Here is a 17428-nt window from a genome sequence, read left to right as displayed (position 1 = left end):
ACCATAGAGCATTGGAACCACCTGATCCCATCCCGAACTCAGCAGTGAAACGATGCATCGCCGATGGTAGTGTGGGGTTTCCCCATGTGAGAGTAGGTCATCGTCAAGATTGAATTCCCCAAACCCCTGTCTGCCAACGCAGCCAGGGGTTTTGTCGTTTTGAGGCCGATAATCGGATTCGCTCTCCTGATTGCTCTCCTTGCCCGGCAATCCCCGAAGCCGTTGCTATGCTTTGATTGTTGGGCGTTGGCAACAAGCGCCCGCGACATGACTGGTCATGGGGATTCCAATAATGAAAAACCCTTATGCTCCTGGCTTCTGGTGCGCTACTGCTGCCTTGGTGCTGCTTTCGGCCACCTACTTTTATGGTGTGATGCTGACCCACCAGATCGACAAAGCACTCATTTTCCTCGATAGCGCGTCTGCGCTGATCGGTGTCATATCCATCGCCATCGTCGCCTGGGCTTCACTTCAAGGCCAGCGCATCAAGAAAAAACAACTTGAGCAGGGCAAGACCTTGGTGTTGATCTGGGATACCAAGGTTGCCCTACGGCGGGTCGAAACGGTATTCGATCGCTATTTCTGGGGCAGTTACTGGCAGCCGGGGCGCACGTTCCAAGAGGTCATGGGGGAACTCACCGGTACCCCGCTGGAGAAAAGCCTCGAGGCCCTGAAAATCCAATGCGTCGCCTTGGACAAGCAAGTTGCTCAAGATGACTGGCATTGGCTCAACAATGCTCGCGAACTGTGCGACGTTGCCAACGCCATGGCTCGGGAGCGCTACCAATTGGATTTTTGCGATGGGCGTGCCGATTCGTCGGGTGCGGCAGTAATCAACCGTGATTTCGAAGTGCTGGTCTACACCTGGACGGCACGGCTAAAGACGTTCGATCACCAACTCGACGAGATCGAAGTCCAATATTCGTAGACCATTTCGCAAGAACGCGCTTTTTCCCCTTTAAACATTGGGCTTGCCGGCCTGCCTGATGCTAATCTCCCCACCACTTTTACCGCGTCGAGCCACAGCCCTTGCGGGTCAAGGAAGACGACGACTTTTTCAACCATGGAATACGATCGGGTCACTCATGAATAAATCAGCAAGCGTACTTCTGGGAATCGTTGTGGTTATCGGTGCGGTCAGCGCAGGTGGCGCCTGGTATACCGGCACGAAACTCGAAGGAGTGCTGAACACCGCTATTGCCGACAGCAATAAGCAAATGCAAACCGCATTGGCCGGTTCTAATGGCACCGCTTCTATCGAACTGGTTTCCCTGGACCGTGGCACATTCAGCAGTACCGCGCATTATCGCCTGAAGGGCGAAGGCGAGATGTTTGGTGATGAGCCGGTCGAGTTGCTGTTCGTGGACAATATCGAACACGGGCCACTGCCGTTCTCGCGCCTGATTACGCTCAAATGGTTGCCCGTCATGGCTACCAGTCACACCGAACTTGAGCGCACCCCGCTGACTGAAAAATGGTTCGTGGCTGCGAAGGACAAGTCTCCCCTCAAAGGTGTTGTTAACCTGGGATACGACCAGTCCAGCAACGGTACAGTCGAGCTGCTACCCCTGGACACCAAGCTGGATGAGCAAACACAGCTCATTTTTTCCGGTCTGAAAATCGATGTGGCCGCCAGTGCCCAAGCGCAAAAGATCAAGGCCGACGGCTATATGGACAGCTTCAAGCTGACCACCGTCGCCGAAGATCAGACCCCGGTGCAAGTCGAATTCAGTGGCCTGACGATAGCCAGCAATCTGACCAAGAGCACCTACGGCTACTACATGGGTGACAACACCCTGCTGTTGAGCAGCAGCAAAACCAGTTTTGGCGAACCGAAATCGGTGCTGGGCTTGAAGAACTTCGAAATGAAGAACCACAGCAGCGAGAACGGCACCAGCGCTTCGGGGCGTGCCGACTACAAGATTGGCGAATTGTCTTTCAACGACAAGGTTATCGGTTCTGCACAGATGGCGGTCAGCCTGAAGAACCTGGACATCCCTGCCACCATGTCGCTGATGCAGGTCTACCAGTCCAAACTGCAGCCTTATGAAAGAGCGGCTGCCGAGGCGGCTGCAGCTGGCGAACCGGCTCCAGAACTGAACCTGACCGAGGCTGAAGAAGCACAGGTCAAGGCGGATCTGGAGAAGCTCCTGGCGGGTGGCCCGCAAGTCGCGCTGGAAAATCTGTCGTTCAATACCGCCAACGGTGAAAGCCGCGCGAGCCTGATCGTTGACTTGGCCAAGCCGCAATCCATGGACCTTCCGCCAGATGAGCTTGGCCGTCAGCTGCTCGCCCTGCTGGATTTCAAGGTGAAAGTATCCAAGCCGATGCTGGTGGATCTCCTGACCGTGCAGGCGCAGATGGAAGGTCAGACCGACGCCAAACTGATTGCTGACCAGGCCACCGCCACCAGCGATATGTTCAGCGCCATGGCGATAGGTACCGAGCTGGCGAAGCTTGAAGGCAACGACGTCGTCACCAACCTGCACTACGCCAACAATCAGGTCGACTTCAATGGCCAGAAAATGACAGTCGAACAATTTTCGGCATTCGTCATGAGCAAGCTGGGCGGCGGCGTCGCCGTACAGTAATCCGCCTCAGTAACACCAAGACCGGCCCGTGCCATGCGCACGGGCCTTTTTTTTGCCATCGAATAAAGCCAGCGCTGAAATCTGCATGGATTCTGAAGAATTATGGCGTTCCGGAAGATGACCCTTCACAGGATGCAAAACTAGGCACGTTAGAGCTTGGCTGGGTTCCTTTGATCCGGCCTCCTGTTTGATGGGCAAGGGGGCACTGCGACCCGGCTGGCCATGTAAGGATGCTGACGAATGCCGCTTACTGTGGGTCCTCTTATTCAATTCGGTTTGCGCCCGTTGTTTCGCGTCGCGCTGTGCAGCCAATTGTGCTGGCCGGTAGTGGCGTTTGCCGACTCCGCTTATGACCAGATGGTGCTCGACGCCAGGGCGGGCCATCACGCGCCCGCGTTGACCGTTTTGCGCCAGGTTCCGCCCGGTCAGGTCAGCACTGCGCAGGTCAGTGATCATCTGCAAATCGCCAGCTGGGCCGGTCTCGATGCCGAGGTGGTAAACGTCTACGAAACCCAGGGGCGATCTCGCGACTTGCCGGTTCAAGCGCTGACCGCTACGGCCCGGGCCTACCGCAACCTCAAACGCTGGGACTCGGCGGCTGAGTTGTATCGTCGGGCACTGGCGATCGATCCGCAGAATACTGACCTGCAACTCGGCCTGGCCCTGACCCAGGCCGACGCCGGCAAGCCTGACGAAGCCGTCAGCCGTGCCAGGGCGCTTGTTGCCGCGAAGCCTGAAGACCCGATGCGCCGATTGGCCCTTGGCTACGCCCTGGCCCGCGCCGACAACCCCCACGGAGCGTTGTTTGAATACGACCAGGCCTTCACTCGCGCCGGTGGCAACAAGCCCGAAGTCGCGCGCGAATATATCCATGCCCTGCAACGCGCCCGGTTGCCCGAGCCGGCCCTGCGCCTGGCCCGTCTTCAACCTGGGTTGATCGACCGTGGCGTGCAGCGCAGGCTCGAAGGCGATGTCGCGGCCGAGCGGGTGCGCCTGGCGGACATGGCCAGTCGCAGCGAAAAGGAGCGTTTTGTCATCGCAGATCGCGCCCTGGCCGATTACGACAAATTGCTCGCCACCTGGACTCCGGTGGCCGAGGCGCATGAGGACGTGTTGCGCTGGCGAATTGACCGCATGGGCGCCCTCAACGCCCGAGCTCGCCGGGCGGAAGTGATCACCGAATACCAGAAGCTGGTCGCTGAAGGGGTCAGTATTCCTACTTACGCCTTGCGCTGGGTTGCCTCTTCCTATCTGGAGCAGCGTGAGCCAGAAATCGCCGTTGACCTGTACCGTCGCGTGCTCACCGCGCCCGATGCCGACCCTGCGGATCGTTTCGAGGACAGCACTGCGCTTTACTACGCACTGTTGGAGAGCGAAAGATCCGAAGAAGCTCGCGCGCTCGCCGAAGACCAGGCCAAGTCCCAGCCCCCACGCGTCGAACTCAAGGGCCTGCCCATCGGCAACCCTAACGACGAGTGGATGGATGCCCAACAGTTGGCCGCCCAGGCGGGCACTTACGGTGCTGATCTGCCTTCGGCCGAAGCGCGCCTGAACGATCTTGTCTATCAAGGCCCCGGCAATATCGGTTTGCGCCTGGCCCAGGCCGATCTGTACCAGGCCCGTGAATGGCCGCGTCGTTCGGAGATGCTGCTCAAGGAAGTCGAGGCCACGACCCCGCGCAGTCGCGACCTGGAAGTCGCCCAGGCCCGTGCCGCCATGGACTTGCAAGAATGGCGGCAGATGGACGTGCTGACCGACGACGTGGTTGCCCGCTATCCGGAGAACGCTCACGTCAAACGCCTGCAACGCCAGCGCGAAGTCCACGACATGGCCGAACTGCGCATCGAAGCCTATACCGGCAAGAGTTACGGCGGCGGTAATGGCGATGCCGGCGCAGTCACCGGCAGCCGGGACTTTGGTATTGAAACGTTGCTGTACAGCCCGCCCATTGACGAGGACTGGCGCCTGTTCGGCGGTGCCGGCTACGCCACCGGCGATTTCGAAGAGGGCACAGGCCATCATCGCTGGCAGCGCCTGGGAGTGGAGCGGCGCACCCGTGACATGACCCTCGAAGCCGAAGTGTCCAACCACTCGTATGGCTCCGGTGACAAACAAGGCGCGCGCGTCGCCGTGGCCCGGGACATCAATGACCATTGGCAGTACGGCGGCAGCCTGGATTACCTCTCGGCCAACACTCCGCTTCGAGCGCTCAACAGCGGCATTCGAGCTAACGGTGGGAGCGGCTTCGTCCGCTGGCGAGCCAATGAAAGCCGTGAATGGCGACTGGATGTCAGCCCGTCCCACTTCAGCGATGGCAACAACCGCCTCGAGACATTGCTGACGGGCCGCGAAGGCATCTATAGCGCCCCGAGATTGCAAGTAGAGCTGGGCCTGGAGGTCGGTGCCAGTCGCAACAGCGGCTCCGATGAAGTGCCGTACTTCAATCCGAAGTCGGACTTCAGCGTCATGCCAACTGTCAGCGCCAACCACGTGCTGTACCGCCGTTACGAAACCACCTGGAGCCAGCAATTCCAGGCCGGTGCCGGTACCTACAGCCAGCGCGACTACAGCACCGCAGCCATGGGTTTGCTCAGCTACGGCCAGCGCGTGATCTGGAACGACGTGCTTGAGGCCGGCGCTGCACTGAGCTGGCTCAACCGCCCCTACGACGGCGATCGTGAAAGCGATCTGCGCCTGCTTGTCGATCTCACCTACCGCTTCTAGAAGAGTTTGAAAATGCCCGTCATTTCGCGATTCATCCTTCTGCTGGGAGCCTTGCTGATCAGCGCTTGTGCCCAGCAAGCCCCGGCATTCGCTCCGCCGTCGCAACGGCCGGTAGCCGCCAACGATGCTCCGTGGCCAAAAAACCACGTGCTCGGCATTGCCTATCACGATGTCGAAGACCTCGACCCCGACCAAGGCTTGGTAGCCGTGCGCACCGAGCGCCTGATCGAGCAGTTGGCATGGCTGCGGGAGAATAACTATCAGCCGGTGACGGTGGACCAGATCATCGCCGCCCGCAACGGCGGTCCGCAGCTACCGCCGCGTGCGGTGCTGCTGAGTTTCGACGATGGCTACTCAAGCTTCTACACCCGGGTCATGCCCATCCTGCGCGCCTATAACTGGCCGGCTATCCTGGCCCCGGTTGGGAGCTGGATCGATACGCCGATGAATCAGCCGGTGGACTTTGCCGGAGTGCCGCGCAAGCGTTCGGAGTTCTTGACCTGGGAGCAGATTCGCGAGGTGTCCAAATCGGGCTTGGTGGAAATCGCAGCCCACACCGATGCCAACCACAAAGGTATCCTCGCCAACCCACAAGGCAACCAGCAACCCGCCGCGACCACCCGGCGCTACGACCCGGCCACCGGTCGTTACGAGACCGAAGCCGATTTTCAGGCTCGCCTGCGCAAGGACGTGGCGGCCATTTCCGAGAAAATCCGCAAAGTCACTGGTTACAGCCCGCGCGTTTGGGTCTGGCCTTATGGGGAAGCCGACGGCACTGCATTGCAAGTGATTGGCGACCAGGGCTATCAAATGGCCCTGACCCTGGAAGACGGCCTCGACAGCCTCGATAACTTGATGAGCGGCCCACGTTTTCTGGTGGCGTCCGACCCCGATGGCGCGCACTTCGCCGAGAGCATCGCTTCCGTACAAACACTCGACCCGATGCGGGTGGTCCATGTCGACTTGGATTATGTCTACGACTCGGACCCCGTGCAGCAGGAAGCCAACGTTGGCAAATTGGTCCAGCGCGTTTACGACTTGGGCGCCAACACCGTGTTCTTGCAAGCGTTCGCCGACCCGAAAGGCGACGGTTTGGTCCACTCGCTGTACTTTCCCAACCGACACTTGCCAGTACGCGCCGACTTGTTCGACCGGGTTGCCTGGCAACTGCGGACTCGGGCCAACGTCAAGGTGTATGCCTGGATGCCGGTGCTGAGTTTTGCCCTCGACCCGAAACTGCCCCGGGTGCAGCGCTGGGATCCCGAAACCGGCAAGACGGGCGTCGCTCCGGACCAATACGTGCGCCTGTCGCCGTTCGACCCGAACGTGCGCAAGGTCATCGGTGAGATCTACGAAGACATGGCGCGGATGAGCTCGGTGGACGGCGTTCTGTACCATGACGACGCCGTGTTCTCCGACTTCGAGGACGCCGGCCCCGCCGCGATGAAAGTCTATGCCGCCAACGGTTTGCCGACCTCCGTCGCCGCCTTGCGCGATGACCCGGCGGCGATGCAGCGCTGGACCCGTTTCAAGAGTCGCTACCTGATCGACTTCACCGCAGAGCTGACCGCCAAGGTCCGGGCAATTCGAGGCCCGCAGGTTCGCACGGCGCGCAACATCTTTGCCGAACCGATGCTCAACCCGCAAAGCGAAGCCTGGTTTGCGCAGAACCTCGACGATTTCCTTGCCGCCTACGACTGGACGGCACCGATGGCCATGCCGTTGATGGAAAAACAGACCCGCGAGCAATCCGGTCCCTGGCTCGAACGACTGGTGGAAACCGTCAAGGCTCGTCCCGGCGCGCTCAAGCGCACGGTGTTCGAACTGCAGGCCCGTGACTGGCACAGCAAGCCGGTGGCCGACATCGAAGGCGAACAATTGGCCGACTGGATGGGGCGCCTCAAGCGCCAGGGCGTGACCAGTTTCGGCTACTACCCGGACAACTTCATCGAAGACCAGCCCGCCGTGAAAGCCGTACGGCCCGCGCTCTCCAACAAGTGGAATCCTTGACATGCTCGACAGACTGCTCGCCGTCCTGGTGCTGGCGATCGTCCTTGGGGTGCCCCTGGGCCTGATCTTCCTGGTCACCGGGCAATTCCTGATGGACTTCGTGTTCTTCTACCCACTGTTCATGTCCGGGCTATGGATCGCCGGCGGCCTGTATTTCTGGCTGCACTGGGAGCGTCACTGGCCTTGGAAAGACGACACCTTGCCGCCGCCTCTGGCCGGCGAGCCGCTGATCAGCATCCTGATCCCGTGCTTCAACGAAGGCGATAACGTCGCCGACACTATTCACGCGGCGCTGGGCCAGCATTACCCGAACATCGAAGTCATCGCCATCAACGACGGCTCCAAGGACAACACCGCCCAAGTGTTGGATCAATTGGCGGCTGAAGACCCACGCCTGCGGGTGCTGCACTTGGCGGAAAACCAAGGCAAGGCGGTGGCCCTGCGCATGGGCGCCATCGCCGCGCGCAGCGAATACCTGGTGTGCATCGACGGTGACGCGCTGTTGGCGCCGAACACCTGTGCTTACCTGGTGGCGCCGATGCTGGACAACGCCCGCCTCGGCGCGGTGACCGGCAACCCGCGAATCCGCACTCGCTCTACCCTGATAGGCCGGGTCCAAGTCGGCGAGTTCTCATCGATCATCGGCCTGATCAAGCGTACCCAGCGGGTCTTCGGGCGGATTTTCACCGTGTCCGGCGTGATCGTCGCGTTCCGTCGCACGGCCCTGCACCGGGTCGGCTACTGGAGCCCGGACATGATCACCGAAGACATCGACATCAGTTGGAAGCTGCAACTGGATCACTGGAGCATTTTCTACGAGCCGCGCGCGCTGTGCTGGATCCTCATGCCCGAAACCCTGCGCGGCCTGTGGCGCCAGCGCCTGCGTTGGGCCCAGGGCGGTGCCGAAGTGCTGTTCAAGAACATCCGTGGCATCTGGCAATACCGCCACCGCTACCTGTGGCCGTTGCTGTTCGAATATTGCCTGTCCACCGGTTGGGCGTTCACCTTCCTGCTGTCGGTGATCTTCTGGGGCGCCGGGAAATTCGTCGAGATGCCCGCCGCCATTGCTGTGGACCATCTCATGCCGCCGGCCTTCACCGGGCTGTTGCTGGCGGTGGTGTGCCTGATGCAGTTCGCGGTGAGCATCCTGATCGACCGCCGCTACGAGAAAGGCCTGTGGCACATCATGTTCTGGGTGGTCTGGTATCCGCTGGTGTTCTGGTTGATCAGCCTGTTCACCACGTTGGTGAGTTTTCCCAAAGTGCTGTTCGGTCAGCATCAGAAACGCGCGCGCTGGGTCAGCCCGGATCGCGGGATCAAACCGATCGATGACGAAGAAGAGGAAGTGATCCGATGAAAATTATCAGGACCCGGCAACGGCCTTTTCTGGTGGTCATCGATGTGCTTTTCACCGTACTGGCGTGGGTCGGATTGTTGTATTTGCTGGTGAATGGGCTCTGGCCTTTGTTCGACAGCCATGCCGGCCCGCGACTGGGCGGTTCGCTGTTGGATACCCTTGGGACTTTGCAGATCTACGGTTGGATTGCTTTGGTCAACGCGATCATTCTGATCACCTGGGCGCGTTACCAGCAGCGCAAGAGCCGCAGCTTCGCCCAGCGCCGGCTGCCGGCGCCGGTGGTGGACGATTTGGGCTTGAGCGCCAGCTTCAAGTTGACCAACGAGCGTCTGGACACTTTGCGCCAGCCGGGTTCCAAGATTATCCACAACAATCAGGAGGGCGACATCAGCCACGTGGTGCCGCATTTCCACCTGTTGAGTCCGGACATGCAACCTGCGCCCTTGGCGCCGCTGGAACGGCCGCTGGTAATCCATCTGCCGGCGGACCATTCCGCATAGGCACTACTCTGCATAGGGACTACGCCGAAAAATCCCGAACCAGCCGCCAAGCCTCATCCACCGGCAGCGGTTGTTTCATCCGCTGGGCCAGCGCCGCCATCGCCCGGCCTTCATCGCAGGCCACGGCAGCAGCGACGAGGCCGTCCTTGCCGAGCAATGCGATAAAAGGCGGATGCTCAGGCGTGCCTTTGAACTGCACCTCGTCCCATTCTTCGGCGTGGCCGAGGTAGTCGTAGCGTTTGCCGAAGTGGTAGGTCCAGAAGAATGGCACATCCAGGTAATGCTCTTCGCCGCCGAGCATGTTCGTCGCGGCGATGCGTGCCTGTTGCTGGGCCAGGCGCCAATGCTCGATACGCCGAGGCTGGCCGTTTAGCGCAAAGGTAGCGATGTCGCCGACGGCCCATACGCCATCGGCCGCGCGCATGCCGTCGTCGACCATCAATGAGCGATCATCCGCCCGTGGCAGCTCAGCGAACGGTTCCGTCGCGGGGCGTATGCCGACGCCGATGATGACCAGATCCGCCGCGAAGCGCTGCCCATTGTCCAGCAGCACGGCTTCAACCCTGCCCGCGCCCTCGATTCGCGCCGCCTCGCCATCGCTGTGATAGACCACGCCATTGGCCCGATGCCGGGCCAGGATCGCCTTGCCGATGCTGTCGCCGAACTGCGCCGCGAACGGCACCGGATGACGGGCCAGGACGGTGACGCTCAGCTCACGTTTGCGCAGGGACGAGGCGACTTCCATGGCGATAAAGCTGTCGCCGATAATGACCGCCCGTTGTCCTGGCTTGGCTTGTTCGAGGATCTGCCGGCTGTCGGCCAGCGAGCGCAACACCAGGACTTGGGGCAAATCGCTGCCGGGCAGATCCGGCCTCCTGGGCTCCCCTCCGGTTGCAATCAGCACCGCGTCATAGCCCAGCAACGTGCCGTCGGCGAGGCGGACTTGGCGCGCCGCAACCTCAAGACCGACGACTTCGCCATGGCGTCGTTCGATGCGTTGCTGGGTGAAATAACTTTCATCGCGCAAGGACGGGGTTTCTTTCGCTGCCATGTCGCCGGCCAGCACGTATTTGCTCAACACCGTGCGGTCATAGCCGGCCTCGGCTTCGCGGTCGATCATCAGGATTTGGCCACCGAAACCTTTTTCCCGCAGCGCCGCCGCACAGGCGGTGCCGGCCGCTCCGGCGCCAATGATGACGAACGTGCGGGGGTCGTCGGCCGGGGGGATTTTTTCGGCCGGCAGGGGGTGATCATCGACCCAGACGTCATCGCCTCGCACCTCGACGTGATAACGCTCCAGGCTGTCGAGGGCCGGCGGTTCACACAGGGCGCCGTCTTCGGCGCGGAACGCCGCTTTGTGCCACGGGCAGATCACCCGTCCATGGCACACCGCACCCTTGGCCAGCGGCGCCCCGGCATGCGGGCACTTGCCTTGGAACGCCCGCACCTGTCCGCCAGCTCGCAGCAGCAGGATAGGCGCGTCGTTGAGAGTGACTTCGAGGCCGCGGTCTTCTCGCACATCAGCGAGGCGGGCGACTTGATGCATGGGCATGGTCGTTCTCCGACAGGCATTTCCCGTTGGAGTCGGTTGATTGGAATGAGGTTCAGCATAATTGTCACTGCAACCGGGCTGGCCCTGCGGCTATAGTTCGCAGGCCGTCCATGGCCTGAATCGCATTTAAGGTGCCCGGTATGACCCGATTGACCTCCCTTTCCTCCTGGCTCGTGGCCGTCACCCTCGTGCTGTGCGCACAAGGGGCTGTCCAGGCCGAAGAGCGTTTCACCCTGAGCATTCCCGGTGTGTCGGACGACCGCCTCTTCACCGCCGCGGCCGCCAGTGACGCCAACACCTGCGGCGGCAAGAATATTTCCCCAGCCCTGAGCTGGAACGCCGGCCCGCCTGGCACCCTCAGCTATGCAATCGTCATGCTCGACCCCGACGGCCAACGAGGGCAGGGTGTGGACCATTGGGTCCATTACGGGATCAAGGCCACCACGCGGCAGATTCCAACGGGTGCGGGCACCAAATCCACGCTGGAGGGCATGAGCGGGATAAACAGCAAGAACACCCCTGGCTATATCGGCCCGTGCCCGCCTGTCGGCGACAGTGCGCACCATTACCTGATCCAGATATTCGCCCTGGACCTTGCGCCGCAAGCCCTGCCGGCCGGCCTGACGCGCGCCCAACTGATGGAAAAACTCAAGGGCCACGTATTGCGCAACAGCAGTGTGGTGCGCCGCTACCACCGCTGACCCGAACAGCACAAAACCCCGTGATGAGCGAGCTTGCTCCCGTTGGGCTGCGAAGTCGGCCAATCGTCACGGAAGTTGGCATCACGGGCCAAAAGCGAGCACTATCGAGCCCCTGTTCACTCATGCCGGAGTATGGCGATGACGCAGAAACCGGACGGCATCGCCCGCCTCTTGAACTGCCCCACCAAGGGCGACGAGATACGCCAGGCGATTGCCCGCAGCCGCAAGGATTTCCTGCCTGATGACGAGGCCGCAGACGCCGAGCCAGGCCAACCGCTGACTCAGCCGGTGGACACGAATCCCGCTGCCTGAGCCACTGTCTTCAACTTTTTCAACGATGCCCATGACTGCCACCACTCATTTACCAGGCGCGCGATTCAGCCGATCCGACTACAAGACCTTGGGCCTGGCCGCCCTCGGCGGTGCGCTGGAAATCTACGACTTCATCATTTTCGTTTTTTTCGCCCTGACCTTGAGCCAACTGTTTTTCCCGCCGGAAATGCCCGAGTGGTTGCGCTTGCTGCAAAGCTTCGGAATTTTCGCCACCGGCTACCTGGCGCGTCCCTTGGGCGGGATTCTCATGGCGCACTTCGCCGATCGCCTGGGCCGCAAGCGCGTCTTCAGCCTGAGCATCCTCATGATGGCGTTGCCTTGCCTGCTCATCGGACTGATGCCTACCTATGCACAAATCGGCTATTTCGCCCCGTTGCTGTTGCTGGCGCTGCGCATCCTGCAAGGCGCCGCGGTGGGCGGCGAAGTACCCAGCGCCTGGGTGTTCGTCGCTGAGCATGCGCCGCTGCATCATCGCGGCTATGCCCTGGGTTTCCTCCAGGCCGGCCTGACCTTCGGCTACTTGCTGGGCGCCCTGACGGCCACGGCGCTGGCGCGGATCTACACGCCGGCGGAGATCCTCGATTACGCCTGGCGCCTGCCGTTCCTGCTGGGCGGGGTATTTGGCGTGATCGGCGTCTGGCTGCGTCGCTGGCTGAGCGAGACGCCGATCTTCATGGCGTTGCAAGCCAATCGCGAAGGCGCGCCTGAATTGCCGTTGCGCACCGTCCTGCGTGACCATCGCCACGCCTTGCTGCCCGCCGCGATCCTCACCTGCGTGCTGACCTCCGCCGTGGTGGTGTTCGTGGTCATCACCCCGACCGTGATGCAGAAAAGCTTCGGCCTGACACCTAGCCACACCTTTGCCCTGAGTAGCCTGGGTATCGTGTTCCTGAACATCGGCTGTGTCCTGGCTGGACTCATCGTCGACCGCATCGGCGCTTGGCGCACGGTCATGCTCTACAGCCTGCTGCTGCCCCTGGGCATCGCCGTGCTCTATGCCAGCCTGATCAGCGGCAGCGCCTGGCTGGGCCTGGCCTACGCCGTGGCCGGGCTGAGTTGCGGCGTGGTCGGCGCGGTGCCTTCAGTGATGGTCAGCCTGTTTCCGCCGAAGATCCGCGTGTCCGGCATTTCGTTCACCTACAACATCGCCTACGCGCTTTGGGCCAGCATGACACCGTTGGTGTTGATCGCGTTGGTGCCTTGGAGCCCTTGGGTGTGCGTGGGGTATTGCGCGGTGATGGGCGCGGTGGGCGTGGGGGCTGCGGCGTATTTTCCGGGGCGGGGAGAGCGTGTTTATGGTTCGGCGTTGGCGTCGGAGCCCTGACTACAATCCGTAAATTTTGTTGTAGGCCTTTTCTGAAGCGGTATGAGCCGACCTGATTCGAGGTAGATTCAACACACATTGTGTTTACCATGGGCGTCTCTTCTGTTGGGGAGCCTTGCATGAAAGCCAGTACAGCCATTGCTACGTTTCGTCGGTTGCGGACCCAGTCTTTGTGCCGGTTGTTGGCCTCCGATCATGGGCCGCTGACCCTGGGGAGTCGTTGAGATATGAACACGGATAACGCCAATACCTCGCAGCTCATCATCTACCAGAGTGAAGACGGGCGAACCCGGTTGGACGTGCGCTTTGTCGATGAAACCGTATGGTTGACCCAAGCCTTGATGGGAGAGTTATTCAGCACCACGCCAGAGAACGTGTTGATGCATCTGAAGAACATCTTCAGCGAGGGGGAGCTTGATCAAAACGCAACCACTAAGGATTTCTTAGTAGTTCGTCAGGAAGGTACGCGCCAGGTAAAGCGCAAGCTCAAGCACTCGAGCAAGACCCAATCTAGCCCTTGACTGCGAGAATCCAATCTGCGACAGGTGGCTGGCGTTTGCCCAGGTAGCCGAAGGGCGCGGGGCGGAGGAAACGGTGGTGGATATTGGGTTTGAGTGAGACGGAACGGCGCAAAGTAGGGCCAGACGAGTTGAGCGCTCGTTCAAACCCCGTAGAATGCTGCCGCCATTATGCCGCTACCTCTCAAGGACGAATTCAAACATGCGAGTGTTTACCCTGTTGCTTGCCCTCTGCCTTATGGCAGGCTGCGCTTCCAAGCCCGATTGTTACATTTCCCCTGCGCCGGTGGCGATCCCCGAGACCGCCACCTATTGGATCGACACGTTCAACGTTGAGGTCGTAGGCAAAAACGAACGCTTTCTGCCTGACGAAAAAGTCCGTGACCGGTTGCATACTGACCTGATCGTCCGCCTGCTCGACGGCAATCGCTATGCCTCCAGCAAGGAAACCGCTGACTACCTGCTGGACGTCAACGCCGTCTATGCGCGCCGTATTCAAGACACCCAAGGCGGCTTCATGAACAAGATCGTTGCCGACGGGACGTATCTGGCCAGTGTCGATTTCAATTATCAGGTCAAGGTGAAAAAGGCTGGCGCCGAGGTGTTGCACTTTGCCCAGGCCCGCCAAGGGCTGATGCCGGGTGGGGCGATCGGGCAACTTGAAGCCATGAGGGGCATTGCGGGCGCCCTGACGAACAGAGGCAACTCCGATGTCGAAGACTATTACACCGGCCAGTTGAGCGGATTCATCGCCGATGACCTGCGGGGCATTCCGTCCCGCTAGTGCTGACTGCTGCAACGCGTAGTAACGGGCTGGCCACTCTGGGGTGGCCGGCGCTGTCTTTTCAGTGCATCAAAAAAATATTCTGGTCGTTAACCCGAACCGCGCGTGCCCTGCGTCTGACCCTGTGAACGGATCATTCACTCACGAGGTTCAGCCCATGTCCCGTCCGCTTTCCTATATGCGTCCCGCTGCACAGGGCTTTGCTGTCACCCTGCTGGTGGCATTGGCCGGTTGTGGGTTGTCTTCGTCCCGTGAGTCGGCCAAGCCGTCCGAGCCGGTGCCCGTGGCGCCTAGCGTCGTACCGCAAGGCGAACTGCGCCAGTCGACCGTCAAGCGCATGCTCACGAAGCCCGCATCGATGCCCGCCCCTGGCGTGGCGAACGATGCCGTCGTCGGGGGTTACCGCGTCGAGCCGCGGGAGCAGTACGAAAAACTGCCGGACAATCCGATCCACAGCGTCGCCGAAACACCGGTCTCGACCTTCAGCGTTGATGTCGATACCGGCAGCTACGCCAATGTGCGACGTTTCCTCAATCAAGGCAGCCTGCCGCCCGACGGCGCCGTACGACTTGAGGAAATGGTCAATTACTTCCCTTACCACTACGCGCTGCCTGCCGATGGTTCGCCTTTTGGCGTGACCACCGAAATCGCCCCATCGCCATGGAACCCCCACACCCGTTTGCTGCGCATCGGCATCAAGGCGTCCGACCGCGCCGTGGCGGACCTGGCCCCAGCCAACCTGGTTTTTTTGGTGGACGTTTCCGGCTCCATGGATCGTCGCGAAGGCCTGCCGCTGGTCAAAAGCACCCTGAAATTGCTGGTGGACAAATTGCGCGACCAGGACCGAGTGTCTCTGGTGGTCTATGCCGGCGAATCACGTGTAGTGCTCAAGCCTACCTCGGGCCGCGAAAAGGCGAAGATCCGCAACGCCATCGATCAACTGAGCGCAGGCGGTTCCACTGCTGGCGCCTCGGGCATCGAATTGGCCTACCAAATGGCACGGGAGAGTTTTATCGACAAAGGCATCAACCGCATCCTGCTGGCCACCGATGGCGATTTCAACGTCGGCATCAGCGACTTCGACAGCCTCAAGCAGATGGCAACGGACCAGCGCAAAAGCGGCGTATCCCTCACCACGCTGGGCTTCGGTGTGGATAACTACAACGAGCATCTGATGGAGCAACTGGCCGACGCCGGCGACGGCAACTATGCCTACATCGACAACCTTCTCGAAGCGCGCAAAGTCCTTGTGGACCAGCTCAGCTCCACCCTGGCGGTGGTCGCGCGGGATGTGAAATTGCAAGTGGAATTCAACCCCGCCCAAGTCAGCGAATATCGCCTGCTGGGCTACGAAAACCGCGCGCTAAAGCGTGAGGATTTCAATAATGACAAGGTTGATGCAGGTGAGATCGGCGCCGGACATACAGTCACGGCGTTGTATGAAATTGTCGCGAGGGGTGAGAAGGGCTGGCTGGACCCGCTGCGCTATGCCAGCGTGCCCAAGTCGGACGGCACGCCAGGTGAACTGGCGATGTTGCGCGTACGCTACAAACCGGCTGAAGGCGGTAACAGTCGCTTGATCGAGCACCCCATCGCCGTCGCTCAGCAGAATGACAAGCCCAGCGATGATTTGCGTTTCGCCGCCGCCGTGGCTGCCTTCGCCCAGCAGCTCAAGGGTGATGGGCGCTACACTGGGGCGATGAGTTTCAAGGACACCGCGCGATTGGCGCGTTCGGCCCGCGGCGAAGACCCGTTCGGGCTGCGAGCGGAGTTTGTGCAGTTAGTGGAGCTTGCGCAGAGCCTCAAGCCTGCACCCTGATCAGCGAAAGGAGTTCGTCACCGACATGGCCGTTGTGCTTGATTCTCCCAGCGACGAATCGCTGCTGGCCCGTTACCGCGATGGCGACGGGGCTTCTTTCGAAGCCCTGTATGCGCGCCATCGCCTCGGGCTTTATCGTTTCCTCGTGTCCTTGAGCAACAAAGCCGAACTGGCTGAGGAAATCTTCCAGGACACTTGGCTCAGCTTGATCCGCAGCACCACCCAGCCACAAGGCCGGGCGAGTTTTCGTACATGGTTGTTCCAGATCGCCCGCAACCGCTTGATCGATCACTGGCGCAGGCATGGCGTTCATAATCCACTGCATGACAGTTATGACGAACAACTTCACGTCCAACCCGACGACAGCAGCGGCCCCGAGCAACAGTTGAGCCTGAGTCGTGATCAGGCGCGCCTGGACGCAGCGCTGCAGGCATTGCCCGAGGACCAGCGGGAAGTTTTCCTGCTGCGCCTGCACGGCGATTTGGAACTGCCACAAATTGCGGCCCTGACCGGCGTCCCGCTGGAAACGGTCAAGAGCCGCTTGCGTTACGCCCAGCAGAAATTGCATCGACTGTTGGCCGAGGAGGTACCCGCATGATCGACCGCAAACACGCGCCGAATTCCGATGACGAGATGTTGATCAAGCATTTTCGCGAACACGCCAGCGGTGAACCGCCGGCCTCCCTCGACAATTTCATCCTGGCCGCCGCCCGCCGTGAAGCCCCGACGCCTGCACCGAGCTTGTGGAAGCGCTGGCTTCAGACCTGTCAGCGGCCGCGCGGGCAAATGGCCTTCGCCACGGTCGCCGGCGTGGCGCTGATGATCGGCTTGGTGCTGCGTTCCCCAGTGCCCGAGGAGCCTCTGTCCGCGCCTGCCTCGGTGGAGTTTTCCGCCGAGCGGCAAGCGCCCGCCATGCCCGCCCCCGCGCCGATCACCCACATGGCGCCGCAAGGCGAGCTGACGCGAGCCCCGGCCATCCCAATGCAATCCTTGGCGGATACGACTGCAAAAAAAATCAGCAAACCGGCGCCGGCTGCACTGCCATCGCTTGAGCAAGGCTTGATGGAAATCCTGCGCCTGCGCCAGGCGGGGGACACCAAGGCTGCTGATGAGAAGCTGCTGGCGCTGCACAAGCGTTTTCCCAAGGAAGACTTGCCGGCGCGGTTGGAGGCGTTGCAGACGCGTTGAGTAAGATCCGTGTCCACAAAAAAGCCC

15 protein-coding genes and 1 rRNA gene are annotated in these 17428 nt (G+C 61.0%); 15 read left to right on the top strand and 1 reads right to left on the bottom strand.

Annotation, left to right across the window (positions count from 1 at the left end):
• From rrf to pgaD, 7 genes are all read left to right on the top strand, one after another.
• Window positions 1-109 (top strand): 5S ribosomal RNA (gene rrf / locus HU762_RS24915); the annotation flags it as partial.
• Window positions 110-292: 183 nt separating this feature from the next.
• Window positions 293-928: an NADH:ubiquinone oxidoreductase subunit N gene (locus HU762_RS24910; protein ID WP_186641391.1), complete on the top strand. Its 636-nt coding sequence runs from the start codon at window positions 293-295 to the stop codon at window positions 926-928.
• A gap of 157 nt (window positions 929-1085) precedes the next feature.
• A complete protein-coding gene (locus tag HU762_RS24905; protein WP_186641397.1) occupies window positions 1086-2591 on the top strand; it encodes a YdgA family protein in 1506 nt (501 codons plus the stop codon).
• 240 nt (window positions 2592-2831) lie between these two features.
• Complete coding sequence (gene pgaA, locus HU762_RS24900; protein ID WP_186641389.1) at window positions 2832-5315, top strand: poly-beta-1,6 N-acetyl-D-glucosamine export porin PgaA; 2484 nt, start codon at window positions 2832-2834, stop codon at window positions 5313-5315.
• A gap of 12 nt (window positions 5316-5327) precedes the next feature.
• Complete coding sequence (pgaB, locus tag HU762_RS24895; protein WP_186641387.1) at window positions 5328-7325, top strand: poly-beta-1,6-N-acetyl-D-glucosamine N-deacetylase PgaB; 1998 nt, start codon at window positions 5328-5330, stop codon at window positions 7323-7325.
• A gap of 1 nt (window position 7326) precedes the next feature.
• The gene (gene pgaC / locus HU762_RS24890; RefSeq protein ID WP_186641385.1) at window positions 7327-8682 is read left to right on the top strand and encodes a poly-beta-1,6-N-acetyl-D-glucosamine synthase; all 1356 of its coding nucleotides are present in this window, start codon (window positions 7327-7329) and stop codon (window positions 8680-8682) included.
• Entirely contained in the window at window positions 8679-9182 is a 504-nt protein-coding gene (gene pgaD, locus HU762_RS24885; protein WP_186641383.1) for a poly-beta-1,6-N-acetyl-D-glucosamine biosynthesis protein PgaD, read from the top strand. The genes pgaC and pgaD overlap by 4 nt, the downstream gene beginning before the upstream one ends.
• Before the next feature lie 19 nt (window positions 9183-9201).
• On the opposite strand, the gene HU762_RS24880 is transcribed toward pgaD, so the two are convergent.
• Window positions 9202-10734: an apoptosis inducing factor family protein gene (locus tag HU762_RS24880; RefSeq protein ID WP_186641381.1), complete on the bottom strand. Its 1533-nt coding sequence runs from the start codon at window positions 10732-10734 to the stop codon at window positions 9202-9204.
• Between the two features lie 140 nt (window positions 10735-10874).
• On the opposite strand from HU762_RS24880, the gene HU762_RS24875 reads away from it, so the two are divergent.
• From HU762_RS24875 to HU762_RS24840, 8 genes are all read left to right on the top strand, one after another.
• On the top strand, window positions 10875-11435 hold the full coding sequence (locus HU762_RS24875; RefSeq protein WP_186641379.1) for a YbhB/YbcL family Raf kinase inhibitor-like protein: 561 nt from the start codon (window positions 10875-10877) through the stop codon (window positions 11433-11435).
• Window positions 11436-11573: 138 nt separating this feature from the next.
• Complete coding sequence (locus HU762_RS24870) at window positions 11574-11747, top strand: hypothetical protein (protein ID WP_186641377.1); 174 nt, start codon at window positions 11574-11576, stop codon at window positions 11745-11747.
• 31 nt (window positions 11748-11778) lie between these two features.
• A complete protein-coding gene (locus tag HU762_RS24865; protein WP_186641376.1) occupies window positions 11779-13092 on the top strand; it encodes an MFS transporter in 1314 nt (437 codons plus the stop codon).
• 227 nt (window positions 13093-13319) lie between these two features.
• Complete coding sequence (locus HU762_RS24860) at window positions 13320-13613, top strand: death-on-curing protein (protein ID WP_202883650.1); 294 nt, start codon at window positions 13320-13322, stop codon at window positions 13611-13613.
• Between the two features lie 199 nt (window positions 13614-13812).
• Window positions 13813-14394: a hypothetical protein gene (locus HU762_RS24855; protein ID WP_186641374.1), complete on the top strand. Its 582-nt coding sequence runs from the start codon at window positions 13813-13815 to the stop codon at window positions 14392-14394.
• Between the two features lie 157 nt (window positions 14395-14551).
• Window positions 14552-16213, top strand: a complete 1662-nt coding sequence (locus HU762_RS24850; RefSeq protein ID WP_186641372.1) for a VWA domain-containing protein — start codon at window positions 14552-14554, stop codon at window positions 16211-16213.
• 25 nt (window positions 16214-16238) lie between these two features.
• Window positions 16239-16811: an RNA polymerase sigma factor gene (locus HU762_RS24845; RefSeq protein WP_186641370.1), complete on the top strand. Its 573-nt coding sequence runs from the start codon at window positions 16239-16241 to the stop codon at window positions 16809-16811.
• Complete coding sequence (locus HU762_RS24840; protein WP_186641369.1) at window positions 16808-17401, top strand: hypothetical protein; 594 nt, start codon at window positions 16808-16810, stop codon at window positions 17399-17401. Before HU762_RS24845 ends, HU762_RS24840 begins: the two co-directional genes overlap by 4 nt.
• Window positions 17402-17428: the final 27 nt, after the last annotated feature.

Source organism: Pseudomonas sp. SWRI92 (genome assembly GCF_014268685.1).
GTDB classification, from domain to species: domain Bacteria; phylum Pseudomonadota; class Gammaproteobacteria; order Pseudomonadales; family Pseudomonadaceae; genus Aquipseudomonas; species Aquipseudomonas marvdashtae.
This window is presented reverse-complemented; position numbering and strand designations above follow the sequence as displayed.